General features: G+C 68.0%; 24 protein-coding genes. 13 read left to right on the forward strand and 11 right to left on the reverse strand.

Annotated features, from left to right (window positions below):
• Nucleotides 1-228 precede the first annotated feature (228 nt).
• From ACWCPQ_RS04985 to ACWCPQ_RS04995, 3 genes are all read right to left on the reverse strand, one after another.
• Nucleotides 229-861 (reverse strand): hypothetical protein, encoded by a 633-nt coding sequence (locus tag ACWCPQ_RS04985; protein WP_449894854.1) that lies wholly within the window; start codon nucleotides 859-861, stop codon nucleotides 229-231.
• 432 nt (nucleotides 862-1293) lie between these two features.
• Complete coding sequence (locus ACWCPQ_RS04990) at nucleotides 1294-2319, reverse strand: NAD(P)H-dependent amine dehydrogenase family protein (RefSeq protein ID WP_449895527.1); 1026 nt, start codon at nucleotides 2317-2319, stop codon at nucleotides 1294-1296.
• A gap of 72 nt (nucleotides 2320-2391) precedes the next feature.
• Nucleotides 2392-3219: an SDR family oxidoreductase gene (locus ACWCPQ_RS04995; protein WP_449894856.1), complete on the reverse strand. Its 828-nt coding sequence runs from the start codon at nucleotides 3217-3219 to the stop codon at nucleotides 2392-2394.
• A 94-nt stretch (nucleotides 3220-3313) separates the two neighbouring features.
• Here ACWCPQ_RS04995 and ACWCPQ_RS05000 point away from each other — a divergent pair, with 94 nt between their 5' ends.
• Nucleotides 3314-3943, forward strand: a complete 630-nt coding sequence (locus tag ACWCPQ_RS05000; RefSeq protein ID WP_449894859.1) for a TetR/AcrR family transcriptional regulator — start codon at nucleotides 3314-3316, stop codon at nucleotides 3941-3943.
• Nucleotides 3944-4100: 157 nt separating this feature from the next.
• On the opposite strand, the gene ACWCPQ_RS05005 is transcribed toward ACWCPQ_RS05000, so the two are convergent.
• A complete protein-coding gene (locus ACWCPQ_RS05005) occupies nucleotides 4101-4973 on the reverse strand; it encodes a TIGR03619 family F420-dependent LLM class oxidoreductase (RefSeq protein WP_449894862.1) in 873 nt (290 codons plus the stop codon).
• 112 nt (nucleotides 4974-5085) lie between these two features.
• Between ACWCPQ_RS05005 and ACWCPQ_RS05010 the strand changes: the two genes are divergently transcribed.
• Nucleotides 5086-5760 (forward strand): EthD domain-containing protein, encoded by a 675-nt coding sequence (locus ACWCPQ_RS05010; RefSeq protein ID WP_449894864.1) that lies wholly within the window; start codon nucleotides 5086-5088, stop codon nucleotides 5758-5760.
• Nucleotides 5761-5799: 39 nt separating this feature from the next.
• The gene (locus ACWCPQ_RS05015) at nucleotides 5800-7026 is read left to right on the forward strand and encodes a cytochrome P450 (RefSeq protein WP_449894866.1); all 1227 of its coding nucleotides are present in this window, start codon (nucleotides 5800-5802) and stop codon (nucleotides 7024-7026) included.
• A gap of 44 nt (nucleotides 7027-7070) precedes the next feature.
• Here ACWCPQ_RS05015 and ACWCPQ_RS05020 read toward each other — a convergent pair whose 3' ends face one another.
• Nucleotides 7071-8060, reverse strand: a complete 990-nt coding sequence (locus ACWCPQ_RS05020; protein WP_449894869.1) for a TetR/AcrR family transcriptional regulator C-terminal domain-containing protein — start codon at nucleotides 8058-8060, stop codon at nucleotides 7071-7073.
• 234 nt (nucleotides 8061-8294) lie between these two features.
• Here ACWCPQ_RS05020 and ACWCPQ_RS05025 point away from each other — a divergent pair, with 234 nt between their 5' ends.
• From ACWCPQ_RS05025 to ACWCPQ_RS05035, 3 genes are read left to right on the forward strand one after another with little or no spacing between them, the layout of a single operon-like run.
• Entirely contained in the window at nucleotides 8295-9524 is a 1230-nt protein-coding gene (locus ACWCPQ_RS05025; RefSeq protein WP_449894871.1) for an FAD-dependent monooxygenase, read from the forward strand.
• Nucleotides 9525-9549: 25 nt separating this feature from the next.
• Complete coding sequence (locus tag ACWCPQ_RS05030) at nucleotides 9550-9999, forward strand: VOC family protein (protein ID WP_449894874.1); 450 nt, start codon at nucleotides 9550-9552, stop codon at nucleotides 9997-9999.
• Entirely contained in the window at nucleotides 9996-10280 is a 285-nt protein-coding gene (locus ACWCPQ_RS05035) for a hypothetical protein (protein ID WP_449894876.1), read from the forward strand. Before ACWCPQ_RS05030 ends, ACWCPQ_RS05035 begins: the two co-directional genes overlap by 4 nt.
• Before the next feature lie 118 nt (nucleotides 10281-10398).
• Here ACWCPQ_RS05035 and ACWCPQ_RS05040 read toward each other — a convergent pair whose 3' ends face one another.
• The 3 genes from ACWCPQ_RS05040 to ACWCPQ_RS05050 all read right to left on the reverse strand — a co-directional run bounded on the left by ACWCPQ_RS05040 (nucleotide 10399) and on the right by ACWCPQ_RS05050 (nucleotide 12744).
• Nucleotides 10399-11310, reverse strand: coding sequence for a polysaccharide deacetylase family protein (locus tag ACWCPQ_RS05040; RefSeq protein ID WP_449894878.1), 912 nt, complete (start codon nucleotides 11308-11310; stop codon nucleotides 10399-10401).
• 146 nt (nucleotides 11311-11456) lie between these two features.
• Nucleotides 11457-11924: a DinB family protein gene (locus ACWCPQ_RS05045; protein WP_449894880.1), complete on the reverse strand. Its 468-nt coding sequence runs from the start codon at nucleotides 11922-11924 to the stop codon at nucleotides 11457-11459.
• Nucleotides 11925-11928: 4 nt separating this feature from the next.
• Nucleotides 11929-12744, reverse strand: a complete 816-nt coding sequence (locus ACWCPQ_RS05050; RefSeq protein ID WP_449894883.1) for a helix-turn-helix domain-containing protein — start codon at nucleotides 12742-12744, stop codon at nucleotides 11929-11931.
• Between the two features lie 144 nt (nucleotides 12745-12888).
• Between ACWCPQ_RS05050 and ACWCPQ_RS05055 the strand changes: the two genes are divergently transcribed.
• A complete protein-coding gene (locus tag ACWCPQ_RS05055) occupies nucleotides 12889-13371 on the forward strand; it encodes an SRPBCC family protein (protein WP_449894885.1) in 483 nt (160 codons plus the stop codon).
• Nucleotides 13372-13386: 15 nt separating this feature from the next.
• Here ACWCPQ_RS05055 and ACWCPQ_RS05060 read toward each other — a convergent pair whose 3' ends face one another.
• The gene (locus ACWCPQ_RS05060) at nucleotides 13387-14358 is read right to left on the reverse strand and encodes a LysR family transcriptional regulator (RefSeq protein ID WP_449894887.1); all 972 of its coding nucleotides are present in this window, start codon (nucleotides 14356-14358) and stop codon (nucleotides 13387-13389) included.
• Between the two features lie 71 nt (nucleotides 14359-14429).
• Here ACWCPQ_RS05060 and ACWCPQ_RS05065 point away from each other — a divergent pair, with 71 nt between their 5' ends.
• The 4 genes from ACWCPQ_RS05065 (at nucleotide 14430) to ACWCPQ_RS05080 (ending at nucleotide 19074) form a co-directional block, all read left to right on the forward strand.
• The gene (locus tag ACWCPQ_RS05065; RefSeq protein ID WP_449894890.1) at nucleotides 14430-15719 is read left to right on the forward strand and encodes an MFS transporter; all 1290 of its coding nucleotides are present in this window, start codon (nucleotides 14430-14432) and stop codon (nucleotides 15717-15719) included.
• A 547-nt stretch (nucleotides 15720-16266) separates the two neighbouring features.
• On the forward strand, nucleotides 16267-16644 hold the full coding sequence (locus ACWCPQ_RS05070; RefSeq protein WP_449894892.1) for a nuclear transport factor 2 family protein: 378 nt from the start codon (nucleotides 16267-16269) through the stop codon (nucleotides 16642-16644).
• A gap of 218 nt (nucleotides 16645-16862) precedes the next feature.
• Complete coding sequence (locus ACWCPQ_RS05075) at nucleotides 16863-18239, forward strand: NAD-dependent succinate-semialdehyde dehydrogenase (protein WP_449894895.1); 1377 nt, start codon at nucleotides 16863-16865, stop codon at nucleotides 18237-18239.
• Between the two features lies 1 nt (nucleotide 18240).
• Nucleotides 18241-19074, forward strand: coding sequence for a class I SAM-dependent methyltransferase (locus tag ACWCPQ_RS05080; protein WP_449894897.1), 834 nt, complete (start codon nucleotides 18241-18243; stop codon nucleotides 19072-19074).
• Nucleotides 19075-19096: 22 nt separating this feature from the next.
• Here the strand turns inward: ACWCPQ_RS05080 and ACWCPQ_RS05085 are convergent, their stop codons facing one another.
• Both ACWCPQ_RS05085 and ACWCPQ_RS05090 read right to left on the reverse strand, forming a co-directional pair.
• A complete protein-coding gene (locus ACWCPQ_RS05085; RefSeq protein ID WP_449894899.1) occupies nucleotides 19097-19900 on the reverse strand; it encodes a crotonase/enoyl-CoA hydratase family protein in 804 nt (267 codons plus the stop codon).
• Nucleotides 19901-20157: 257 nt separating this feature from the next.
• Complete coding sequence (locus ACWCPQ_RS05090) at nucleotides 20158-21249, reverse strand: winged helix DNA-binding domain-containing protein (protein WP_449894901.1); 1092 nt, start codon at nucleotides 21247-21249, stop codon at nucleotides 20158-20160.
• A gap of 154 nt (nucleotides 21250-21403) precedes the next feature.
• Here ACWCPQ_RS05090 and ACWCPQ_RS05095 point away from each other — a divergent pair, with 154 nt between their 5' ends.
• Together ACWCPQ_RS05095 and ACWCPQ_RS05100 are read left to right on the forward strand one after the other, a co-directional pair.
• Nucleotides 21404-21760, forward strand: a complete 357-nt coding sequence (locus tag ACWCPQ_RS05095) for a hypothetical protein (protein WP_449894903.1) — start codon at nucleotides 21404-21406, stop codon at nucleotides 21758-21760.
• Nucleotides 21761-21979: 219 nt separating this feature from the next.
• Nucleotides 21980-22861: a TetR/AcrR family transcriptional regulator C-terminal domain-containing protein gene (locus ACWCPQ_RS05100; protein ID WP_449894905.1), complete on the forward strand. Its 882-nt coding sequence runs from the start codon at nucleotides 21980-21982 to the stop codon at nucleotides 22859-22861.
• Nucleotides 22862-22961: the final 100 nt, after the last annotated feature.

A 22961-nucleotide genomic window follows, 5' to 3' on the forward strand; every position in this document is an offset into this window, starting at 1 on the left:
CCACCCGCCCGAACAACTCCGCGGAGTCGTCTCCTCCGCCGTTCGCGCGCCCGCCACCAGGCCGGCAGCCGACAGCCGGACAGTACATGCTTCGAGAACAACGACGAAGCGCATACCGCGCCCGGCAGGGGACGGTATGCGCTTCGGGTTGTCTCGCGTACCGAGGGCCGACTCACTTCACTCGATCCACCGGTCACCGACCGGCGGCTTGCCTCGATCCGGTGGCGATCAGGCCGGGGCCGGGGCGTTGATCCGGTTGAAGTATTCGATGGCGACCGCGATACCCGCGACACCGCCGACGGTGACCAGGCCTGCCGCGGCACCCAGCGGAGCGCCGATGGCCGCACCGCTCAGGCAGCCACCGATCCAACCCGGGATCACGAGGAAAGGCGTCCCCGCGATCGCGCCCAGGAGGCAGCCGCCCCCGATACCGATAACGGTCCCGATCAGGGTTCCGACACCGGTCGCCAAGCCGAACTGAGTGGAGGCGGCCGACATCGCGTCGTCCGTCTCCTCCCGCGAGGCGATATCGTGCAGCATGGGCGCCGGGCGCGCGGTGGCCGGATCGGCACTCGGGGTCAGCGTGATCTGGTTGGCCCCGTCCGCCGCGGCAGCGATCGGATATTCGAGACCTTCACGCAGATAACTCAACGGCATTCCGGCAACCACATTTCCGAAACTGTCGCGAACCTGTAGTTGACCGTTTTCTGTCGTCAGCGATCCGGCGTCCGTCCGCACCACCACGGACCGGTCCACAATATCGGCCGTGTAGTGGATATCAGGGTTCTCGACTGCCGACGGCGCCGCGTAAGAGGTACCGGTGCCGATGCCGATAGCTGCTGCTACCAGCGCAGATGTCACGGCGAACTTCCTGAGATTCATAGCCTTGAAACTTTCTCCAGCAGGTGCGCCACCAACCTCTGGTGCGCGGGTTCGACGAGAACCTTCCAGTAGATTCGCCACCGTTTATTACGGTTCTGTAACCCAATTTACAATTTGGATTACAGCGCGACCTATTTGTAGTTACCGGCAAGCAAATACGATTGCAGATGCCCCGCTAGGAGACCGGAAAAATCCGTCCACGACGTTCCGGTGTGACATTCGTTATTGCGGTCACCGGACCGAGCCGGTTGCGGAGCGCATGGATTCCCGCCATTTCGAAGTGACGGCGACCCGCCTCGCACGAGTGCGAACGGCATACCGACATCCGAACGGTGCACGAAAAGCGGCGTGGCAACCCAGGAAGAACCACAGGGCCGGCCTCGACGAGACCGGCCCCGGCGGTGGAACGCGTCAGCGGATCGTGCCCGCCCCCGCGATCAGCGGCAGATCGAGCGCCGTCACCCAGCCGGGCGGCAGATCGTTGACGGCCGGTACGGCATTGAGGGCCCGCATCCCGGTCGCCAGGCAGCCCGCGATCGCCGGGGTGCGTCCCGAACCGTCGGTGAAACGGAACGAGGTCTCCTGCGAAATCGACGGCGTACCGACGATATCCACGCGGTACACATCGTCGCGGCTACCCGACGGCCAATCCGGGGCGGCGTCGAGACCGATCCGGTTGACATGTTCGAGGGTGATCACCTCGCGGTCGCGGTAGATGCCGTTCACGGTGAACCGGATCGCCGCGACCGTTCCCGCCCGGACCGTCCCCTTCGCCGACGGCCGGTCCACCCGGGTGACCCACTTGTCCCAGGTGGTGGTGATGCGATCGAGGCCGATCCCGGCGGCGTCGGCGATCATGGGCACGGTCGGGCCCCACGCCATGACCAGCAGATCGGGATGCTCCAGCAGGGCGGTGTATTCCGGGGGCCGGCCGATACCCATCTCGACTTCGTAGTCGCCCTCGTAGTCGGTGTAGTCCAGCAGCTCCGAGGCACGCACCGACCGGACTTCGCCGCACAGACCCATCAGGGTCATCGGAAAGAGGTCGTTGGCGAAACCCGGATCGATACCGGTGGTGAAGCAGGACGCCTCGCCCACGGCACAGGCCTCGGTGATCGGATCACGCCAGACACTGGGGATCTTGTCCATCGCCGGCCACACCCAGGGCGTCATGGCGGTGGAGCACACATCGATCCCGGCGCGCAGGAACGCCTCGATGACCCTGATGTTCTCGTCGGCGAACTGGGCGGTGGGCCCGTAGTGCACCACCGCGTCGGGACGCAGGGCGATCAGGTCGGCGATCGAATCGGTCGCCGATATGCCGGTTTCCGGGGCGCCGCAGAGGTCCCCGGCGTCGCGTCCGACCTTTTCCGGGTTGCTCACCCCGACCCCGACCAGTTCGAAAAGCGGATGGCGCAGGATCTCGGCCAGCACCATCGACCCGACGGTGCCGGTGCCCCACAGTACGATTCGCTTCTTCACATCCGTCACGGTTCGCTCCTTGCGCGGTCAGCGGTGGAATTCACCGCAGTCGACGGTCAGCATCTGCCCGGTGACCGCGGTGGCCAGATCGCTGGCCAGGAAGAGCGTCGCGCGCGCGACTTCTTCGGGTCCGGCCAGCCGTCGCAGATCGGTGGGGGCGGCCTTCTCCCGATAGATATCGTCGTGTGTCACGCCGGCCTGCGCGGCCAGCCAATCGAAGTACGCCTTGTTGATGTCCTCGTACACATACGAGGGCGCGACGCTGTTCACCCGGATACCGCGCGGACCCAGTTCCGTCGCCAGCGACGAGGCCAGGTGCGCCAGTGCGCCTTTCGACAGTTTGTAGCCGGAGTATTCGGGTTGCGAGCTGTAGGACACGCACGAGTTGAGCATGATGATCGAGCCCTGTGACGCGGCGAGCGCGTCGGCGAACAGTGCCGAAAGACGCAAGGGCGCGAAAACATTCGTCTCGTTGGCCGTGCGCAGCGCGGCGAGATCGATTCCGGTGATGGGATCCATGGGCGGTATGGCGAAGGCGTTGTTGATCAGGCAGTCGACCCGGCCGTATTCGGCCTGCACCCGATCGACCAGCCCGGCACGCTGTTCCTCGTCGGTGATATCGGCCGGTACCGGCACCACCGTGGTACCTCCGCCGCGGATCTTCTCGGCGAGCCGCTCGAGTTTACGCTCGGTGCGACTCACCAGCACCAGATCGGCGCCCATTCCGGCGGCCTCCACCGCCAGTGCCGTACCCAGGCCCGGGCCGACACCGGAGATCACGACGACCTTGTCCTGCAACAGGGGCACCGGCCGATAGGTCCGATCGGCTGTGACGACTGCGGGATCAGCGGGCACAATCTCCTCCTCCGAGCACAGCGGTTACACGGTGTAACGACTTTGTTGTGACAGACTGTAACGACTCCTGCTCATCCGGACAAGGACGGATTTCGTGACCGCTCGCCATCGTCTGGGCCCGCACCGCGACCCCGCGGTGGACCGGGCGGTGCTCGACGCCGCCCGTGAACTCCTCGTCGAACGGGGTTACGCCGCGACGTCGATCGACGCGATCGCCACCCGCGCCGGCGTCAGCCGGCCGGCGATCTACCGGCGCTGGCCGTCCAAGGCGCATCTGATCGCCAAGGCCGTGTTCCCGGATGTGCGCACCGACGAGGTCGCGCCGGACCTGGTGAGCGAAGTACGCACGGTGATCCGGGGGACGATCCAACTGTTCGGTTCGGCCGAGGCCCGCGCGGCGATGCCCGGTCTGATGGCCGATATGCGCGCGGATCCGAGCCTCTACCAGAAGCTTTCGGCACGGCTCGATTCCCCGACTCGCAAGGAATTGTCGGATTACCTGGCTTCGGGTCGTACCGCGGCGGAGCCCGCACTCGATTCGAATACGCTGCTGGACACGATCGCGGGCGCCGCGCTGTTCGCCATGTGTATCCGCGATATCGACGACCTGGACGGGTTCGCCGCATCGCTCGAGGATCTGCTGCTGCACGGTATCGCCGGACGAAACGGCGCGACGGGGCGGTCCGGAGATCGCGATCCCGGAGACGACCCGGCAGCGCCGTAATCGTGTCTCGGCGGCGATCCGGTCCGATCCTCCCGAGTGGCCACGATCTGCTGCTCGCCACCAACGCTCATCCCACCTTCCCAGTCGAGCGATCCCGGCATGAGGTGTGCTTCCACCTGAGGGGCGCTGGGCCCGCCGCGCGGGAACGCGGCGGACCTCACCCGGTCCGGGCGATGACGTGTTCAGCGAAACGGGAGAGGTTCGCGATCTTGGTGTCGAGACTCTCGGCGTCCTGCTCCCGGGTGTAGGGATTGCGGAAGCCGACGATGACGTCGGTGACGCCTTTGTCCTCCAATCGCTTGATCCCGTCCACGGTGAAGCCGTCGACCGAGATCACGTGGACCTCGAAATCCTTCCGGGTGTCGTATTCCGCACGCAGCGCGTCGAGTTCGGCGAGCAGCCGGTCCAGTTCCGCCGGGTCGCCTCCGGCGTGCATCCAGCCGTCACCGCGCTGGGCGGCCCGGCGCAGTGCGGGCCGGCTGTGCCCGCCGATGAGCAGGGGAATCGGTTCGGTGGGCACCGGCGAGATCTTGATCGGCGGCAGATCGTAGAACTCGCCGTGGAATTCGAAGTATCCGCCCGCGGTGAGACCCCGCAGGATATCGAGACATTCGTCCATTCGCTTGCCGCGCCCGTCGAACGGTACGTCGAAGATCTCGAAATCATCGGGCCATGGACTGATCCCGACGCCCAGCCCGAGCCGGTTACCGCTGAGCGCCGCCACCGACGCCGCCTGCTTCGCCGTCAGCACCGGCGGCCGGATCGGCAGCTTCAGGACGAACGGCGTGAACCGCAGCGTCGTGGTGACCGCGGCCAGCGCGGCGGCGAGCACGAAGGTTTCGACGAACGGTTTGTCCTCCAGGAACTCCCGGCTGCCGTCCGGGGTATAGGGATAGGTGGCGTCGGAATCACGAGGGTAGGCGATACTGTCGGCCAGCGCCATCGACGTGTACCCGGCGGCCTCGGCGGCCTGCGCCAGCGGTACGTAACAGGACGGGTCGGTCATGGTCTCTGCGTAGGTGAACCTCATGAGCCGGCCTTTCTGCGGTGCGGTCCCGCGGGTCTGGCGGGATGGGCTCTCGGATCGGCCCTCCCACCCCGATTATGGGATCAAGAACTGAAACACGTGCTAGTTTTCCGCCATGACGAAGGTGATCCTCGCACTGCACGTCACCGATCCGGGTGCGCGGCTGGCGACACCGGCGTTGCGCGAGGCACTGGCCGCCGACGGCGCGACCGCGGTCCAGCTCAACCTCGACGATGCCGACGTAGCACCCGCGGCGATGCGATTCGGCCCGGGCGAACCGATCACCGCGCTCGTATCGGTATGGACCGGTGGCGACCCGGCCGCCGTCGTGCACACGGTGGCCGGCGCCGCGCGGGAGCCCGCCCCGCACGCCTACCGCGTCCACGAACAGGTGCGGCTCGATCCGATGCCGGTACCCGACGGGGTCCGCAGCGACGCCCTGGTCAATATCGCGCTCCTGCGCAGACCCGACTCGATGACCCGGGAGGAATACCTGCGGTACTGGCGGGTCCGGCACACCCCCGTCGCCATCCGCACCCAGAACACCGTCGCCTACATCCAGAACGCCGTCGAGGAAACCCTGACCCCGGCGACACCGGAGGTCGCGGCCGTTGTCGAGGAACACTTCCCGATGGCGGCGATGACCGATCCGCACGCGTTCTACGGCAGCCGCGGCGACGACCGCGAACTCGACCGGCGGGTCACCGAATTGATGGCCAGCGTCGCCCGATTCGGTGCGGGCACCGGACTGGACCTGGTGCCGACCAGCCGATACCACTGGAATCTCTGACGTCCCTGCCCGCCGTGCCGAAAAGGAGGGTACCCGCCGGTGTACGACGATATAGACCTCACCGACCTGGACCGGTTCGCCTCCGGATTCCCGCACGCCGTGTTCGCCCGGCTCCGCCGTGCGGCACCGGTCTGGTTCCACCCGCCCACCCCGCATACGCCCGGCGGCGAGGGTTTCTGGGTACTCAGCAGATATGCCGATATCGCGGCCGCGGCCACCGACAGCGCCACCTTCTCCTCCGAGACCGGCGGTGACCGGGCGGGCGGCGGAACCACACTGGAGGATATGCCGATCGGATCCGCGGTCGGTTCGCTGCTGAACATGACCGACGACCCGCGGCACGCGCAGGTGCGGCGGTTGCTCGCGCCCGCCGTCACGCCACGCGCGTTGCGCCGCCTCGAGGACGACCTACGCCGGCGGGCCACCGCGATCGTCGATACGGCGGTGGCCGCACGTGAATGCGACTTCCTGGTCGATATCGCCGCCGAACTGCCCCTGCAGGCCGTCGCCGAACTCGCGGGAGTACCGCAGGACGACCGTCACGAACTGATGGACTGGGCGAACACCACCCTCGATTACGACGACCGGGAAGTCGGCCAGGTCGACGACCGCCTCGCACGGGCACAGGCCCGTATGTTCACCTACGGCACCGAACTCCTCGAACGCAAACGCGCACGGCCCGGGGCGGATCTGCTGTCGGTGGTGACCCACGCCCGCATCGACGGCGAACCGCTCACCGGCAACGAACAACGCATGTTCCTGAGTCTGATCATCGCGGCCGGTAGCGAGACCACCCGCAACTCGATCGCGCTCGGAATGTCGGCGCTCGCCGCGGATCACCGCGCCTGGCAGGCCCTCCACCGGGACCGCGGTCTCGTCCCGGCCGCGGTCGAGGAGGTGCTGCGCTGGGCCTCCTCCACGCCCTACAATCGGCGTACCGCGACGCGCGATCTGGAGATCGGCGGCCGGCGCATCGCCGCCGGGGACAAGGTCACGCTGTGGTGGGCCTCGGCCAATCGCGACGAGGCAGTGTTCGACCACCCGGATACCTTCGATATCGGGCGAGCCCGTAATCCGCATCTGGCCTTCGGCCGCGGCGCGCACTTCTGCCTCGGCGCGGCACTGGCCCGGCTGGAGATGCGGGTCATGTTCGATGTACTGCTCGACCGGGTCGAACGAATCGACACCACCGGACCGATGGAATATGTCCGCAGCAACAAACACACCGGGGTCCGCCATATGCCGGTGGTGATCACGCCACGCTGACAGCGCCGCCGGATTCGGCGTCCGGCGATCCCGGGACGATCCGCCTACGGTGCGGGAGCCCCGTAGCCCGTCGTGCGAGCGCGGGCCTGTTCCGCGAGCATCACAGCCACACCGTCCAGATGGCGGGCCAATCCGTATTCGAACAGTCCGTCGAGATCGGCCGTCGTTTCCTCGGGGGTTCCGGCGAGCCGCGGGAAACGGCCGGAACCGAGCAGCTCGTCCGCGCGGACGCGCGCCGCCGACCGCCATCGGTCGAGCGTGACACCGGTGTTCTGCTCCGCCTCCGCTTCCGCCGCCGCCGACAGTGCGACGGTGACGACGAGAGAATGCAGGGTGAGAGCCTCACGCATCCGGGTCTGCGCGGACAGTCCGAGCCCGTCGAGCGCCCGGAGTACCCATTCGGTCTGCGCCATCATGTCGGGTGCGAGCAGCGGGCGAGTGAACGAGACGACCCGGGGCAACCACAGATGCCGCCGGCACAGCCGCCATTGCAGGCGGGCGATCTCCTCGAGGTCGGCGCGCCACCCGCGTGAACCCGGCTGCGGCAGATCCAGTTCACCGAAGACCGCTCCGGCCATCAGAGTGAGCAGTTCGTCCTTGTTCGCCACCTGCCGGTACAGCGACATCGGCCCGACGCCGAGCTCGACCGCGAGACGTCGCATCGACACCGCGTCCAGTCCTTCTGTATCGGCGATCGCGACGGCGGCGCGCAGCAAACGCGCGAGGTGCGGCTGCCGGTCGGCGGAATTCCCGGGCCGCTTCCCGACGGCCGGTGCGGGCACCGCCGGCCTGCCCGGAGCCGCGGATGCGCTGACCACGGTTCCCGAGCCGACCCGCGATTCGACCAGACCTTCCGCGCGCAGTACCGCTGTCACCTTGGTCGCGGTCGCGACCGCGACCCCCCAGCGCTGGGCGATCTGCCTGATCGAGGGCACCCGGTCGCCGGGGCGGAGGTCACCGCTCGCGATCCGGGCGCGGATCGCGGCGGCGATCGCCCGGTAGGGCGGCTCCGGTTGCTGCGACTGCGACGACATAGGTCCTCCGAGGCTCCGGTACAGCTCTGACATTCCCGTTCAGTGTACTAGTTCACCAACGCTCCGAACCAGTACACAATCTCGCGTCAAAGATGGCTAACCACAGCGCTATATGCCTAATCTGAGCCCGGTGGGAACGATGTAACCAATACAGCGTTCCGAACATCCGAAAGTCGTCGCCCCGTCCCCCGGTACCGTCCGGCCGGGCGACCTCGACCAGAGACAGGAGAAGTGATGAAGAACCGGAACGTCCTGATCTCCGGGGCCGGGATCGCGGGCCCGGCCCTGGCATTCTGGCTGCACCGATACGGCTTCCGCCCGACCGTCGTGGAACGTGCCCCGGAGCTGCGCAGCGGTGGCCACCCGGTCGATATCCGCGGTACCGCCCGGCAGGTGGCCGAACGGATGGGAATCGTCGAACAGATCCGGGCCGCGAACACCGGGGCCCGGGGTATGGCGTTCGTCGACGCCACCGGAAAACGAGTCGCGACCATGGGTGCCGATGTCTTCGGCGATTCGGGCGGCCCGGTCGCCGAGATGTCGCTTCTGCGCACCGATCTCGCCCGGATTCTGCACGAGGTGACCCGCACCGATATCGAGTACGTGTTCGATGATTCGGTCCGCGCGGTCGACCAGGACCGCGACGGCGTCGATATCGGTTTCGAACACGGTGCGGCCCGGCGGTTCGATCTCCTGATCGGCGCGGACGGTGTGCATTCCGATATCCGGCGGCTCGTATTCGGGCCGGAGGAGCGCTACCTCCGCGACCTCGGCTCGTATCTATCGCTGTTCACCACCGCGACCGAACTGGACCACGACGGGTGGCGGCTGATGTACACCGTCCCCGCGGGCAACGGCCGGCCCGCCCGCACCTCCGCCATCTATTCGAAGACCGAACCCGGCACCGCGCTGGCCGGGTTCTTCCTGCGCTCGGAACCGCTGGACTACGACCGCCGCGATATCGACGCGCAGAAACAGATCGTGATCCGCGCCTTCGAAGGGGACGGGTGGGAGGTCCCCCGAATGCTCTGCGGGATAGCCGACGCCACCGATTTCTATTTCGACCGGACCGTCCAGGTCGAAATGGACACCTGGTCGCGCAACCGGACGGTACTGCTCGGCGACTCCGGTTATTGCGCCTCACCGATGTCCGGAATCGGCACCAGCCTCGCGCTCGTCGGCGCCTACATCCTGGCCGGCGAACTCGCGGCCGCCGGCGGCGACCACACGCTCGCTTATCCGGGCTACGAACGCAAGATGCGCCGATTCGTCGGCAACGCACAGGAATTCGCCCGCAACGCCGGGGACGGCGGTCTGATGCCGGATTCGTACCGCCGGATCGTGGTACGCAACCAGATCGTCCGCACCATGCGATACCTGCCGAAACGCCTCGTCGGCCGAGGTATGGAGAAGGTCGCCCACACCGTCGAACTCGACGACTACCCGATCCCCGCACCGCACTGACCCAACCGATACGAAGGAGACCACCATGCGAACGAGCACATTCCTGTGGTTCGACGGCTGTGCCGAAGAGGCCGCCGAACACTACACCCGGATCGTCCCCGGATCGACGATCCTCGACCGGCGGCGGGACACGGACGGCCGGGTCGCCACCGTCGTCTTCGACCTGGCCGGGCAGCGCTACATCGCCCACAACGGCGGACCGCTGTTCACCTTCAGCGCCGCGATATCGCTGTATCTCGAATGTGACACCCAGGCGGACGTCGATATCGCGTGGGCCGCCCTCACCGAGGGCGGGAAGGAGGGGCCGGGTGGCTCGCTCACCGACCGTTTCGGCGTGACCTGGCAGGTCGTCCCGAAGGCGATGGCCGAAATGCTGGCGGCCGCCGATCGCGACGGTGCCGAACGGATTCTCGACGCTGTGCACGCGATGACACGGATCGATATCGGGGGCCTGATCGACGCGCGCGACCGATGACGGACCACTACGACACCGCCGGTCCCTTGCCCCGCCCGCGCGCTACCGTCACCGCACCCGGCGACGACCCGCCGGAACGGGGACGGCTACGCGCCGCGTGGACGCTGGTGCTGCTGACGACCCTGTGCGCGGAACTGACCTTCACCGCGGTCGCGGTTCCGTTCACCTGGCTGCTGCTGCCACTGCTGATGGTGATGTACGGCGCCGGTGTCCTCCTCGTCCGCGAAGCCGCCGGCCGGGCCGGTGGCGGGTGGCCGCGCCGGCCGTCGGCGGGATCCTGACCGGTCACACCGCCTTCATGATGCCCGCTTCACCGGTGGCGGCACTCACCGCAGCGATCATCGTCGCGCTGGAGGTGACCCTGCTCGCCGTGGCGGCGCGGCGGATCGACCGGACGGGTCAGCGACCGATACATTCCGGCCGGTCCGGCCGGTCGAACGGGTAGCGGGACCGGAACTCGTCGGCGGCCGCGGCCATCGTGACGAACTCGACGCCCTCGGCGGCCGCCCAGCGATCCAGCAGGCGTTCGAGCGCGAGCAGTACCTGTGGCCGCCCGGAGACATCCGGATGCAGGGTCACCGGTATCACCGCATAGTCCAGTTCCCGATACACCCAGTCGAACTGGTCGTTCCACATCTGTTCGATATCGCGCGGATTGACGAATCCGTGTGAGTTGGGATGTGCCTTGATGAACATCATCGGCGGCAGATCGTCGACGTACCAGTTACCGCAGAACTCGACCAGGTCGATCTCCCGGCCGTGCACCAGCGGTTTCATCCATCGCGCGGCCGGGCCGGAAGTGTCGACGGGTGTCCAACTGTCGCCGACCCGGGCATAGAACGGGACGAAATCGTTGTAGTTCTGGGAATGCCCGTACGAGAATCCGTAGTCGGCGAGGATCGACGCCGTATGCGCACTCATCTCCCACCACGGCGCCACATAGCCCCGCGGCGGGCGGCCGCACAGTTCCTCGATCAGTTCCACGCATTTCGCCATGACATCGCGTTCCTGCTCGACGGTGAGCGAGCGAGGGTTCTCGTGGCTGTATCCGTGGGCGCCGATCTCGTGTCCCGCCTCGACACACATCCGCGCCTGGGCGGGAAAGGTTTCGAGGGAATGCCCGGGCCAGAACCAGGTACTCCGGATCTCGCGCCGTTCGAGCAGTCGCAGCAACCGCGGTACACCGACCTCACCGGCGAACACCCCGCGCTGCATATCGTTGGGCGAATCCTGGCCGCCGTAGGAACCGAGCCATCCCGCGCAGGAATCGACATCGATTCCGAGCGCCACCTGGATCTTCTTCTTCGTCATGCACCACGTCCTCTGCTGGTCGGCGGGCGAGCACAACACAACGCGGGCCGCTGCGATCGTGGGTCACGGCCCGCGGCGGTACGACGGCCGGACCGGATGCCGCCACCGTCCCTTCCGGGCGGAGCACTCACCCGGGGGCCGCGTGCTCAGCGCACGGAATCCGCGGTGAGGATCTGTTCGACCAGGATGTCGGCATGTCCGGCGTGCCGGGCGAGCTCCTCGATCATATGCGCGCAGATCCAGGCGAAACTGACAGCACCACGCCGGTAGTGGACGAAGATGTCGTCGTCGGCCGCGGTCCGCGCGATGGCGCGGGACCGGTCGGCGGCGGCTTCGTACTCGGCGATCACCTGTGCCAGGGTCTGTCCGGGCGGGACTTTCCAACCGGCGTCGTCGCCGCGGGCGTAGCCGTCGCAGGCGGACTCCGCGAGCCCACCGACCGTGCGCTGGAACCATACGCGTTCGGCGGCGGCACAGTGTTTGATCAGTCCGATCGGGGTGGTCAGCGAAGGGACCAGCCGACGGCGGCTCTGTTCGTCGGTGAGCGGTCGCACGGCGCCGATCAGTGCCGCCCGGTTGGATTCGAGGACTGTGTTCCACTCCCTGCGTATCACCCGATCAGGCTAGGGGGCGCGTGATTCCGCCGGTAGCGGAGCCCGGATCCGGCCGGTCGAGCAGTCGGCGCAGCGCGACCGGTGTACAGCCGAGATGTTCGCGAACCGTGCGGGTGAGATGCGCCTGATCGGCGAAGCCCAGTGCGGCGGCGAGATCGGCGAGGCCGGTTTCGCCGCCGGCCAATCTGTCGACGACCCGGCCGACGCGGACCCGATTCCGGTAGCGGGTCAGCGACAGGCCCATATGCCGGGAGAATATCCGGCTCAGCCGATACGGCGAGACCTCCAACAGCCCGGCCAGCGAATACAACCCCGCCGCCGCGGGCACGTCGGCGATGACCGCCGCGCGAGCCGCCGCGACCAGCGCCGCGTCGGCGGGCCGGGGCAGCGGGCTCGGCCCGCCGGCGGCGAGCGCGACGAGCCGGAGCAGTTCCTCGGTCAGTGCGTAGTCGATATCGCCGCCGCCGGCGGCAGCCAGCAGTCGGCGATGTGCCAGTTCGATACGCGCGTCGACATACACCGTCCCGGGGTTCACCCGCCCCTCCCAGCATTCCGGTGCGACGGTCACCGCAGTACAGGCGTCACCGCCGGCGGGATGGGCGAACCGCTCTTCCTCCCCCGGTGTGCCCAGATAACCGACAGTCGTGTCCAGCTCGGCGCAGCTCCCGTCGGCCCGGCGCCGGAACCGCCCGTGCCGGACCAGCACGAGACGGTGATCGTCGCGTGCCTCCGGCTCCGACCAGCGGGTGTGATCGGAACGGCAGGCCACGGTGGTCACGGTGTATTCCGGCCGGGCGGCGAGGATCGAAGCGGACAGCATCTGCGGACCGTACGCCGCGGGTACGACGAGAAGAGCCCCGCAAAAATCTTCAAGACCAGCGGGCGGTCCGGCCGCAATGCTGAGCGGGCAAGCGACCACAGCGGCGCGAACATCTGCTCGCGCGCACCCCCGAGAGGAAACCACATGGCATCCATTCATCGAGAATTCGTCGTCGAAGCGACACCCGACGCGGTCTGGGAGGTGCTGAGCGATTTCGGCGCCGTCCACGAGCGCCTCGCACCCGGGTTCGTCACCGATACCCGGCTCGATGCCGACACCCGCACCGTCACCTTCGCCGACGGGACGACAGTCGCCGAACGGCTCGTCGATCTCGATCCGGTACGCAGGCAGGTCGCCTACACAGTGGTCGGCGGGAGCCTGCATCCGTCCCACCACCACGCCACCATGCAGGCGCTCCCCGAGAACGGCGGCCGGACCCGGTTCATCTGGCACACCGACGTCCTACCCGACGCGCTCGCCGAACCGATGAGTGCGTTCGTCGAACACGGATCGGTGGTCATGAGCCGGGCGCTGAGCGCGGCGGCGACCCGCCCGCCGGGCGGCAGCGGACTCGACCGGCCGATACCGCCGAGCCGGCCGCACGCCGACCGGGCGGCCACCGGGTGAGCCGAGCCCGCGCCGCTATTCGGCCACCGCTGTTCGCTCCCGCTCCCCCACCGGGGCGAACCTGTCCAGCACGAAGCGCCGGAAAGCGCCGGACGCCTTGGTGATCCGCGGTTCGGTCAGCCAGGTCAGCACGAGCTGCCGCTCCGCCAGCGCTCCGGATATCGGGATCTCGCGGCATCCCCGGCCCACCGCCACCTTCTGGTCGGAATGCGGAAGTATCGCGACGCCCAGACCGGCGGCCACGACCCCGCGGGCGGTCGTCGTGTCCTGGACCTGGAACCGCGCTCTGGGGGTGAACCCGGCCTGCCGGCACAGGGTGTCGCTCAGTGAACGCAGACCCACACCGGGTGTGAAGACGATGAAATCCTCGTTTTGCACCTCCGACAGGTCCACCGAACTCCTGCTCGCCGCCCAGTGCCCGGCGGGCACGGTGAGCAGGAGTTCCTGCGCCTGGATCGTTTTGGAGATGTACATCGATTCCGCGGGCGCGGGTGAGACGAAGGCGAGATCGACTTCCCGCCGGCCCAGTGAGCGCAGGCAGTTCTCCCGATTGTCCTGCATGAGAACGAAGTCCACACCGGGGTGGTCGACGCGGAACTCGGCGATGAGTTCGGGAACGAATCGAGCCCCGAGAGTGTGCAGGAACGACAGGGTCACCGTGCCGCGCGATCTGGTGCCCTCCTCGTGGGCTTCCAGAATGCCGTGCTGCAACTCTTCAAGGCTGCGCCTGGCGAAGGGCAGAAGTCGCAGGCCGGCGGGTGTGAGAACGATATTGCGGCCTTCGCGGCGGACCAGATCCAGGCCCAGTTCGCGCTGGAGCCGGGCCAGCATGCGGCTGGCGGTCGGCTGGCCGATCCGGACCCGGTCCGCCGCACCGGTCAAGGTCGACCAGTCCGCGAGCCCGACGAAGACGGCCAGTTCGGGCATCAGTGACCGCACCCCGTGGTCGAGGAGCTCGTCGAGATCCGGAGCATCACCCGGTTTCATGCGGAAAAGCATATCCGACCCTTCGATCATGCAATTGTGCAGTGATCGCGCCGCGGTCTACCTTGACCGCCGTGAGCACATCGACCCGCACGCTCGAACCACCGCGAAGCGCCGCTGTCGTCGATACGCAGCTCCACCGGGGCGAGCCGCGTTACCGGATGCTGCTGCTGGCCCTGTTCTCGGCCGGCGTCGTCACCTTCGCCCAGCTGTACGCGCCACAGAGTGTGCTGCCCCTCATCGAAGCCGAACCCGGCTGGGATCTGTCGGCCGCGCAGGCGTCGCTCACGATCTCCGCCGCCACGTTCGGTCTCGCCGCCTCCGTGCTGGTGTGGGCGGTACTCGCCAAGCGGTTCGGGGCGTTCCCGGTCATCTGCTCATCGTTGATCATCACCACGGTCATGAGCTTCGCCGCCGCCGCGGCACCCGATTTCGGGATCCTGCTGACGATCCGCGTCCTCCAGGGGATCGGCGCGGCCGGCATGGCGGCGCTGGCGGTGGCCTATATCGTCGAACGGGTCAGCCCGCACGAGGTCCCGGTCGTCGCGGGAATATACGTCTCCGGCACCACGATCGGCGGGCTCGCCGGCCGGGTGGCCGGAGCGACGCTCGCGGAGATCGCGGACTGGCGGGGCGCGCTGCTGGGCGTGGCGCTGATATCGCTGCTCTTCGCGGGCCTGTTCGTCGTCGCGGGCTGGAAGTCCCGGCCACGACCCGAGGTGCCCGGGGCGTCCGCCCCCGCGACCGATCCGACGGCGGTGACCACCACGGCCGGGGATCTCGGCGCCTGCCTGACACACCGGCCCGTGCTCGGGCTCTACCTGCTGATCTTCGTTCTCATGGGCAGCCTCGTCGCGCTGTACAACTACTTCGGCTTCCACCTCGCGGACCCGCCCTACGGTCTGTCCGCCGCCGGAGTGGGCCTGTTCTATTTCGCCTATCTCGGTGGGACCGTGGGCGCCCGGGTGGCCGGTTCGGCGGCCGGACGTTTCGGACGCGGCACCACTCTCGCCGTGGCCGTCGCGCTCATGCTCGCGGGTGCCGCGCTGACCCTGCTGGGCCGGCTCGGCGCGCTGGCCGCCGGACTCCTCCTCTTCACCACCGCCTTCTTCGCCGTCCACGCGGTGGCATCCGGCTGGGTCGGGCAGCTCGCCACGCCGGCGCGCCGCGCCACCGCCTCCGCGCTGTACTCGCTCTTCTACTATGCGGGCTCGGCCGTTCTCGGCTGGCTGTTCGGTTTCCCCTACGAGCGTTGCGGCTGGACCGTCTTCGTCCTCACCGTACTGGGCGGCTGCACGGCAGCGGCCTGCCTCTCCTGGGTCCTCCTGCGACCGGCCGGTCCCGCCCGGTCCGCCGCGGCCTGAACAGCACCGCGTCGCGCCGGCCCGCCCCGCGCCCGTTACCCTCGACCGGCCGTCGCCCGTGGTGTTCCGCCGGACGAAGAGAGGAGCGCCCATGGCCGGGGCGGACGCCGCCCGCGCCGTCGAACCACACCGGCCCCGTCACCCCGGATCGCTGTCGACCTGACACCGCTGCGCACCAGCCCCGCGTTCCGGACCTTGTTCGCGGCCCGCACGATCTCGGTGTTCGGCATCGGATTCCTGGTGGTCGCGGTCCGGGACCGCACGCGGACACGGTGGACCGGCCCGGCCGTGCGGGCCGACGCGGATCCGGGGCCCGGAGTGATCGTGTTTGCAGGGCCGGATACAGCTCATCCGCATCGGCGGGTGCCCCGAACGATCGGCGGATGTGGCCCGGCTGACTGCCGCCGACCCCAGCGCCGATTGTGCACCGGCACAACGCACCGTCCGAAGTGGTGGCGGGCGCCCATCGCCAGGGCGGATCCCCCGCTCCGATACTGGGTTTCCCCGATCGGACCGTTTCCCGAAATACGCACCCCGGAGGTAACCCGTGACCACGACAACTCGTGAACTCTTCGAGCGCTATCACGCCTGCTGGGTCGATCGCGACCCGGACCGGATCGTCGAACTGCACTCTCCCGATTCGATATTCCACCTGCATTCGGGACAGGAACCCGCACGCGGCCGAGACGCAATCTGGGCGGCCGCGGCGGGCACCTTCGCCCTCGTTCCGGATCTGGCGTTCGGTCTCGTCTCCGCACGGTTCGGGGCGGACTTCTGGGTGGTGCAGTGGCAGCTGACCGGGACCTCCGCTACCGGCAAACCCGTCAGCGTGGATCTCGCGGATTATGTCCTGGTGGCGGACGGCGCGGTCGTGGAGAAGCATTCCTATGTCGACGGAGTGGCCATGCAGGCGGCGCTGACCTGACTCCCGTTCGTAGAGAACAATTGTCGATGGACGGACAGCCGAGGAGACCGTCGAGAGAATGACGCGAATTGTGCGGATCAGAATCTGATATCACCACGGAAATGAGTCCGCGACGAATACATGTCCGCACAACCGGGCCGTGCAGCGCGATCGCCGGGATGAACGAATCCGACGAACAGTTTCCTGCCCGGCGGTCCGCCGGTCCGTAGCATCGTGACATGAGTACTTATGTGACGACGAACCCGACCACAGGTACTACCGAACACGAATTCCCGGGGCTGCCCGACGATCGGATTTCCGAGCTCGCCGAACAGGCCGCCGAAGGATTCGAAGCATGGCGGCTCACCTCGGTGGCCGAACGCGCCGCCGCGCTGGCGCGCACCGCGGATCTGTACGAGGAACGGTCGGCCGAACTCGCCGCCGCCATCACCCGGGAAATGGGCAAACCCGCACAAGAGGCGGCCGGGGAGGTGCAGCTCGCCGCGGATATCTACCGCTGGTACGCCGAACACGGACCCGACCTGCTGAAAACCGAACGGCTCGACCCCCAGGGCGCCGACGAATCGGTCGTACAGAAATTACCGATAGGACCGCTCATCGGGGTGATGCCGTGGAACTATCCCTACTATCAGGTGGCTCGTTTCGCCGCACCGAACCTGTTGCTGGGAAATACCATCATTCTCAAACACGCCTCCATCTGCGCCGCCTCGTCGAAACTCATGGCGGACGTGTTCCATGAGGCGTCGGTTCCCGAGAACGCCTATATCAACGTCTACGCGAGCTCCGGTCAGATCGCCGCACTCCTCGCGCGTCCGGAGATCCGCGGCGTCTCGCTGACCGGAAGTGAGCGAGCGGGTGCCGCGGTCGCGGAGGAGGCCGCGAAGCACCTGAAGAAGTCGGTGCTCGAACTCGGCGGTTCCGATCCGTTCATTCTGCTCGATACCGACGATATGGCGGAAACGGTCCGGACCGCCGCGCAGGCCCGATTGTCCAATGCCGGGCAGGCGTGCAATTCCCCGAAACGCTTCATCGTCCTCGATGATCTCTACGACGATTTCGTCGAGGGGCTGGTGGGCGAGTTCGACAATGCGGTGGTCGGTGACCCCGCGGATCCCGGAACCCAGGTGGGGCCGCTGTCGTCGGTTTCGGCCCGCGATACCGTCGCCGAGCAGATCCGCACCGCCGTATCCCAGGGCGCGACCCTGCACACCGGTGGCTCACCGCTGGACGGTGACGGCGCGTTCCTCCGGCCCGCCGTCCTGACCGGGATCACCCCGGAGATGGACGCGTATTCCGAGGAGATCTTCGGCCCGGCCGCGATGGTCTACAAGGTCTCCTCGGCCGAGGAAGCGGTGCGGCTCGCCAACGATGTCGACTTCGGCCTGAGCGGGTCGGTGTGGAGCGCCGATACCGGGCGAGCCGCGGAGGTCGCCGATCGTCTCGATGTCGGTATGGCCTACGTCAACGAGCACGGGACCACGCTCCCCGGCCTGCCGTTCGGCGGCGTCAACCGGTCCGGTTACGGCCGTGAGCTCGGCCGCTGGGGGCTGGGCGAGTTCGTCAACACCCGGCTTCGTCGAACTACCCGGATATAGCGTGACCCAGGCGGAAAAGGTCGATTTCAGCACCGTGCGATGGGGTTCGGTGGAGTGGACCAACCTCGTCACTCTGTATCTGCGAGCCTGCGACAGCCGGGCACCGCATCCGATACTCGGCGACGGCGCGGCGTCGGAAGCGGTGGAACGGATCAACTACGACTGGCCCCGAATCCACCGCTCCGTCCGGCCCGGGCTGAACCAGTGGCTGGTCGCGCTGCGGGCCGCCCGGCTCGACGAATGGTCCGCGAACTTCCTGCGCGACTGTCCGGACGCCACTGTGCTGCATCTCGGGTGCGGAATGGACACGCGGGCGTTCCGGCTGCGTCCACCGTCCGGGTCGCGGTGGTTCGACGTCGATCAGCCGGAGGTCATCGCGTTGCGGCGCACACTGTACGACGAGGGCGACGGCTACCGGATGATCGGCGCGTCGGTGACCGAGACCGCCTGGTCGGCCGAGATCCCCGCCGATCGGCCCGTCCTGGTCATTGCCGAAGGCCTGCTCATGTACCTGCGCGAACCAGAGGTACGTATGCTGCTGCAACGGCTCACGGATCGTTTCTCCGGTGGTGAAATCCTGTTCGACAGTTTGTCTCCACTGGCCCCGCGCCTGTCGAAGATCTTCACCAAGGGCATCGTCACCTGGGGTATCGGCGATATCCGGGAACTGGAACGCTGGAACCCGCGGCTCCGATTCCTCGAAGACGCCGCCGCTCTGGCGGGGTTCGAACGGATCCCCACCACGCCGCTGCGGCTGCTGTACCGGCTCCTCTGCGCGACACCGGCCGGGCGCTACGACGTAGTGGATCGCTTCGCGTTCGGGGCCGACAGGTAGCCGGCAACGACCGCGGCGGCACCTACCCGGCCCGGCCCGGTTCGGCACCACCGGCGCTGTCGCCGGTGAACGTCCCGTGCCGGCCGGCACCGGCGGCGAACCGCCCGGCACCCGGGCCGGCGTCGTGTTCGAGCGCCCGCAGCCCGTGACGCCATTCGTTGGCGATCGCGTCGTCGAGGCCGTAGGCGAACTGCTCGTGCGCCGAGGCACGGTCCGCCCGTAGACACACCTGCGGGAAACCCGCCAGCGTGCGTGCCAGTTCCCGGGCTTCCGCCAGCGCGTGCCCCGGCGCGCTCACCCGGTTCGCGAGGTTGATCCGGGCCGCTTCGGCCGCCTCGACCGGGCGGCCGGTGAGGATCATGTCCAGGGCCGCACTGAGCCCGATCAACCGGGGCAGCCGCACCGTGCCCCCGTCGATCAACGGCACACCCCAGCGGCGGCAGAACACACCGAATACCGCACCGGGATCGGCGACCCGCAGATCGCACCACAGGGCCAGCTCGAGCCCCCCGGCCACCGCATATCCGTCGACAGCGGCGATAACCGGTTTGCTCAGCCGCAACCGCGTCGGCCCCATCCCGGGTGCGCCTTCCCCGGGCGGCAACGCCTGCATCGTCCCCGCGGCCACCGCTTTCAGATCCGCTCCTGCGCAGAAGTTCCCGCCGGCGCCCCACAGCACCGCCACCGCCGCGTCCGGGTCGGCGTCGAATTCCTCGAACGCCGCCAACAGCGCCTGGGCGTGCTCGGTATCCACGGCGTTGCGCGCCTGCGCGCGGTCCAGAACGACCGTCCAGACAGCATCGTCTTTCTCGATTCGCACGCTCACAGTGGCTGATTCCTTTCCGGACGGACCCGCGGCATGCGGCGCCGCCTTCCCCACCGTAGCCCCGGCGGCGCGGACCGGAGACCGGGCCGACGTGGAAAGCGCACCTCTGCGCCCCTGTCCTCCTCGACACCTCGACACCTCGACACCTCGACACCTCGACACCTCGACACCTCGACATGCCACACCCTCGGCATCCGCCGAGACCGCACGGACTCCGGAGCCCGCAGACCACTGTCGCCGTGGTACCGCGACCGTCCCTACGAGGTACCCGCATCCACCCGCACGGAGCAGTTCTCGTCGTCGCTGAGAAACGCCGCGAGTTCGCGCCCGTGATCCGCGACGGCGGTGCGCTCGGCCCGGGCGAGACCGCGCAACGGTGTGACCGTCAACGCGGTCGCCTCGACGGTCCAGGTGGCGGCCACCCGGCCGTCCACGAGCACGACGCGCGCACCGGCGACCGACAGGCCGCGATGGGCATGATCGATGATCCGGCCGCGATCGTGATAGCCGAGGATCGCGTTGTCGAACGCCGGCAGGAACCGCACCGGCGCCGGTGTGTCCGGGTCGGGGCGCGGTGCGTCCGGGAGGTCCAGCAGCTCCCGGCCCTGCTCGTCCCGGAAGGCGACGAGCCTCTCGCGGATCGCGGCCACCGCGGCGGGGAGTCCGGCGAGACCGGACCAGGCCCGGAGGTCGGCCACCGTGGCCGGACCGTACGCGGCGAGATACCGCAACACCAGCGCTTCACCGACCGGATCGGAACCGCCGGGAGCGGGCGGATCGACCTCGCGACCCACCCACCAGGCCATCGATACGGTGCGCGCGCCTCCAGTCCGGCGCCACAGCCCCCGCGGCGGTAGCTGCACTGTCGGCACGAGGGCCGCGACAGCGGCCTCGCCCAGCGCCCGCGATCCCGCGGCGGGCCAGCGGACGGCGAGGACGCGGCCGAGTTCGGGCATCGTATGGGCTTTTCCGTCCGCCAGCTCGGTGCGGGCCGCCGCCGTGAGTTCGTCGAGATCCACCCCGTCCAATTCGCGACGGTAGACCCCCAGTACCCGTTGGCGCAGCAGCGTGGCATGCCGGGCCCGCCAGGCGAGTACGTCGTCGGTGGTGACGAGATGCACCGTGCGGCGCATCAGATGGGTCCGCACCACCCGCCGCGTGGTCAGCAGCTCGTCGAGGGCTGCCGGTTCGAAAGAACGCAGCCGCGACCACAACCCGGTGAACGGTGCCTGCGGTTCCTGGGCCTGCAAACCACACAGGTGGGTGACCGCGTCGAGCACCGGCAGATCGGCGCGATCGAGCAGCAGCTGCCGGGCCAGCGCCGCCCGATTGAGTGCACGTGTGGACAATACGGACAAGGTCGCTCCCGGCTCGGCTCGATGCTGACGAGATCAACGGTCGCATGAGCAGCGGCCGGATCATGTCCGCTATTCGCGGACAATTCGCCGAAAACCGCACCCCCGGTATGGCGTTCGGTCTGCTGTAAACCCACCAGCCGGGGTAGTGACGCGGCCGGGCGCCGACAGCCCGGCCTGCATCCGGCTACTGCTGGCCGATACGATCGGTGCCGACGAAGCCCGGGCGCTCGGGCCGGTCACCTGGGTTCGGCCGGACAGCGAGATCGACGAGTTCGTGGCCGGTGTCGCACAGCGGCCGGCAACCGGTTCACCGACCGCTCCGGCGCAGACCACGGCGTTGCTCGCCGATAGTGGCGAGCGGTCGCTCGACCACGCACTCGCCGCGGAAACCCGTTCGCAGGCGGTGAATCTCGCCGGTCCGATGTGCTGGCGGCTGAGCCGCATTCCCGGAAAAACGCGAACCGGTATTTCCCGAGGCCTCGGAGAAGAAGCATTCCCATGAGCCGACGTGATCCACCACAGCGGCGGGTAATGTGACCCGGACAATAATTTCACCGCCGGACGCGTAACTCTCCGATCCCGCACGTACTTCGGCCGAATGGTCGACGGTAATCATCGTGGCACGCTCCACCGTGCGGATTTCGGTCATCCGCGCGTCCACACTTCTCCGGCGGTCATCGCCGACGGAAAGTCCGGTCCCGCACAGGAAGCGAGCTCAGAAATGGCGAAGCGGGCAACGCCGGCGAAGCGGCAGCGCCGCGAACGTGGTTCCCTCAATCCCGAGGACATCATCGCGGGCGCGGTCGAACTCGCCGAAGAGGTTTCGATCGACGGACTGAGCATGCCCCTGCTGGGCAAACACCTCGATGTCGGTGTCACCAGCATCTACTGGTACTTCCGCAAGAAGGACGATCTCCTCGATGCGATGACCGACCGCGCGCTGAATCAATATGCCTCCGCAGCGTTTTTCGTCGAGGCCGATGATTGGCGCGAAACATTGGGTAATCACGCCCGAACGATGCGGGAAACATTTCTCGGTAATCCGATTCTCTGCGATCTGATCCTGATCCGCTCGGCACTGAGCCGCGACGCCGCGCGTCTGGGCGCCCAGGGAATCGAACGCGCTACCGCCTCTCTGGTGAATGCGGGATTCTCCGTCGACGACGCCGTCGACCTCTATTCCACCATCAATCTGCATGTGCGTGGATCGGTTGTGCTGCAACGGCTCTACGACAAGAACAAAGAACTCGACGCGAAAGCCACCGCATACTACGAAGATATCGCCATCGAACCCCATACCACCCCCCTGCTCGCCGAGGCGATGGCGAAGGGCCGGCGCAGCGGTGTGCCCGACGAACGCAACTTCGAGTACGGCCTCGAATGCATCCTCGATCACGCGAGCCGGTTGATCGGTGCGGGCGGTACCCCGGCGAAGTCCGCGCCCGCCGCGAAGAAGAGCGCGGCGAAGAAGAGCGCGGCGAAGAAGGCTCCCGCGAAGAAAGCCGCCGGGACCGTGAGCAAGACACCCGCGAAGGCTGCCACGAAACGCGCCACCGGCACCACGGCGAGGTCGACGACCGCACGCTCGCGCCGCGCTTCCTGACCACGCCGCGGCCGTTCCCCTCGGACAGCAATCGCGCCGAACCGTCACGCATTTCGGCGTTGTAGGAGTTCCGGCGCTCCGGATTGTCGAGGGTGATGGT

The sequence above is a fragment of the Nocardia sp. NPDC001965 genome (assembly GCF_053594175.1).

Coding starts and splice junctions, on each gene's coding strand:
- ACWCPQ_RS04990 (WP_449895527.1), bottom strand. CDS start 2,319: ATGGTGCTGGCCGAGATCCTGCGCCATCCGCTTTTCGAACTGGTCGGG.
- ACWCPQ_RS05005 (WP_449894862.1), bottom strand. CDS start 4,973: ATGAGGTTCACCTACGCAGAGACCATGACCGACCCGTCCTGTTACGTA.
- ACWCPQ_RS05010 (WP_449894864.1), top strand. CDS start 5,086: ATGACGAAGGTGATCCTCGCACTGCACGTCACCGATCCGGGTGCGCGG.
- ACWCPQ_RS05020 (WP_449894869.1), bottom strand. CDS start 8,060: ATGTCGTCGCAGTCGCAGCAACCGGAGCCGCCCTACCGGGCGATCGCC.
- ACWCPQ_RS05025 (WP_449894871.1), top strand. CDS start 8,295: ATGAAGAACCGGAACGTCCTGATCTCCGGGGCCGGGATCGCGGGCCCG.
- ACWCPQ_RS05030 (WP_449894874.1), top strand. CDS start 9,550: ATGCGAACGAGCACATTCCTGTGGTTCGACGGCTGTGCCGAAGAGGCC.
- ACWCPQ_RS05035 (WP_449894876.1), top strand. CDS start 9,996: ATGACGGACCACTACGACACCGCCGGTCCCTTGCCCCGCCCGCGCGCT.
- ACWCPQ_RS05040 (WP_449894878.1), bottom strand. CDS start 11,310: ATGACGAAGAAGAAGATCCAGGTGGCGCTCGGAATCGATGTCGATTCC.
- ACWCPQ_RS05050 (WP_449894883.1), bottom strand. CDS start 12,744: ATGCTGTCCGCTTCGATCCTCGCCGCCCGGCCGGAATACACCGTGACC.
- ACWCPQ_RS05055 (WP_449894885.1), top strand. CDS start 12,889: ATGGCATCCATTCATCGAGAATTCGTCGTCGAAGCGACACCCGACGCG.
- ACWCPQ_RS05060 (WP_449894887.1), bottom strand. CDS start 14,358: ATGAAACCGGGTGATGCTCCGGATCTCGACGAGCTCCTCGACCACGGG.
- ACWCPQ_RS05075 (WP_449894895.1), top strand. CDS start 16,863: ATGAGTACTTATGTGACGACGAACCCGACCACAGGTACTACCGAACAC.
- ACWCPQ_RS05100 (WP_449894905.1), top strand. CDS start 21,980: ATGGCGAAGCGGGCAACGCCGGCGAAGCGGCAGCGCCGCGAACGTGGT.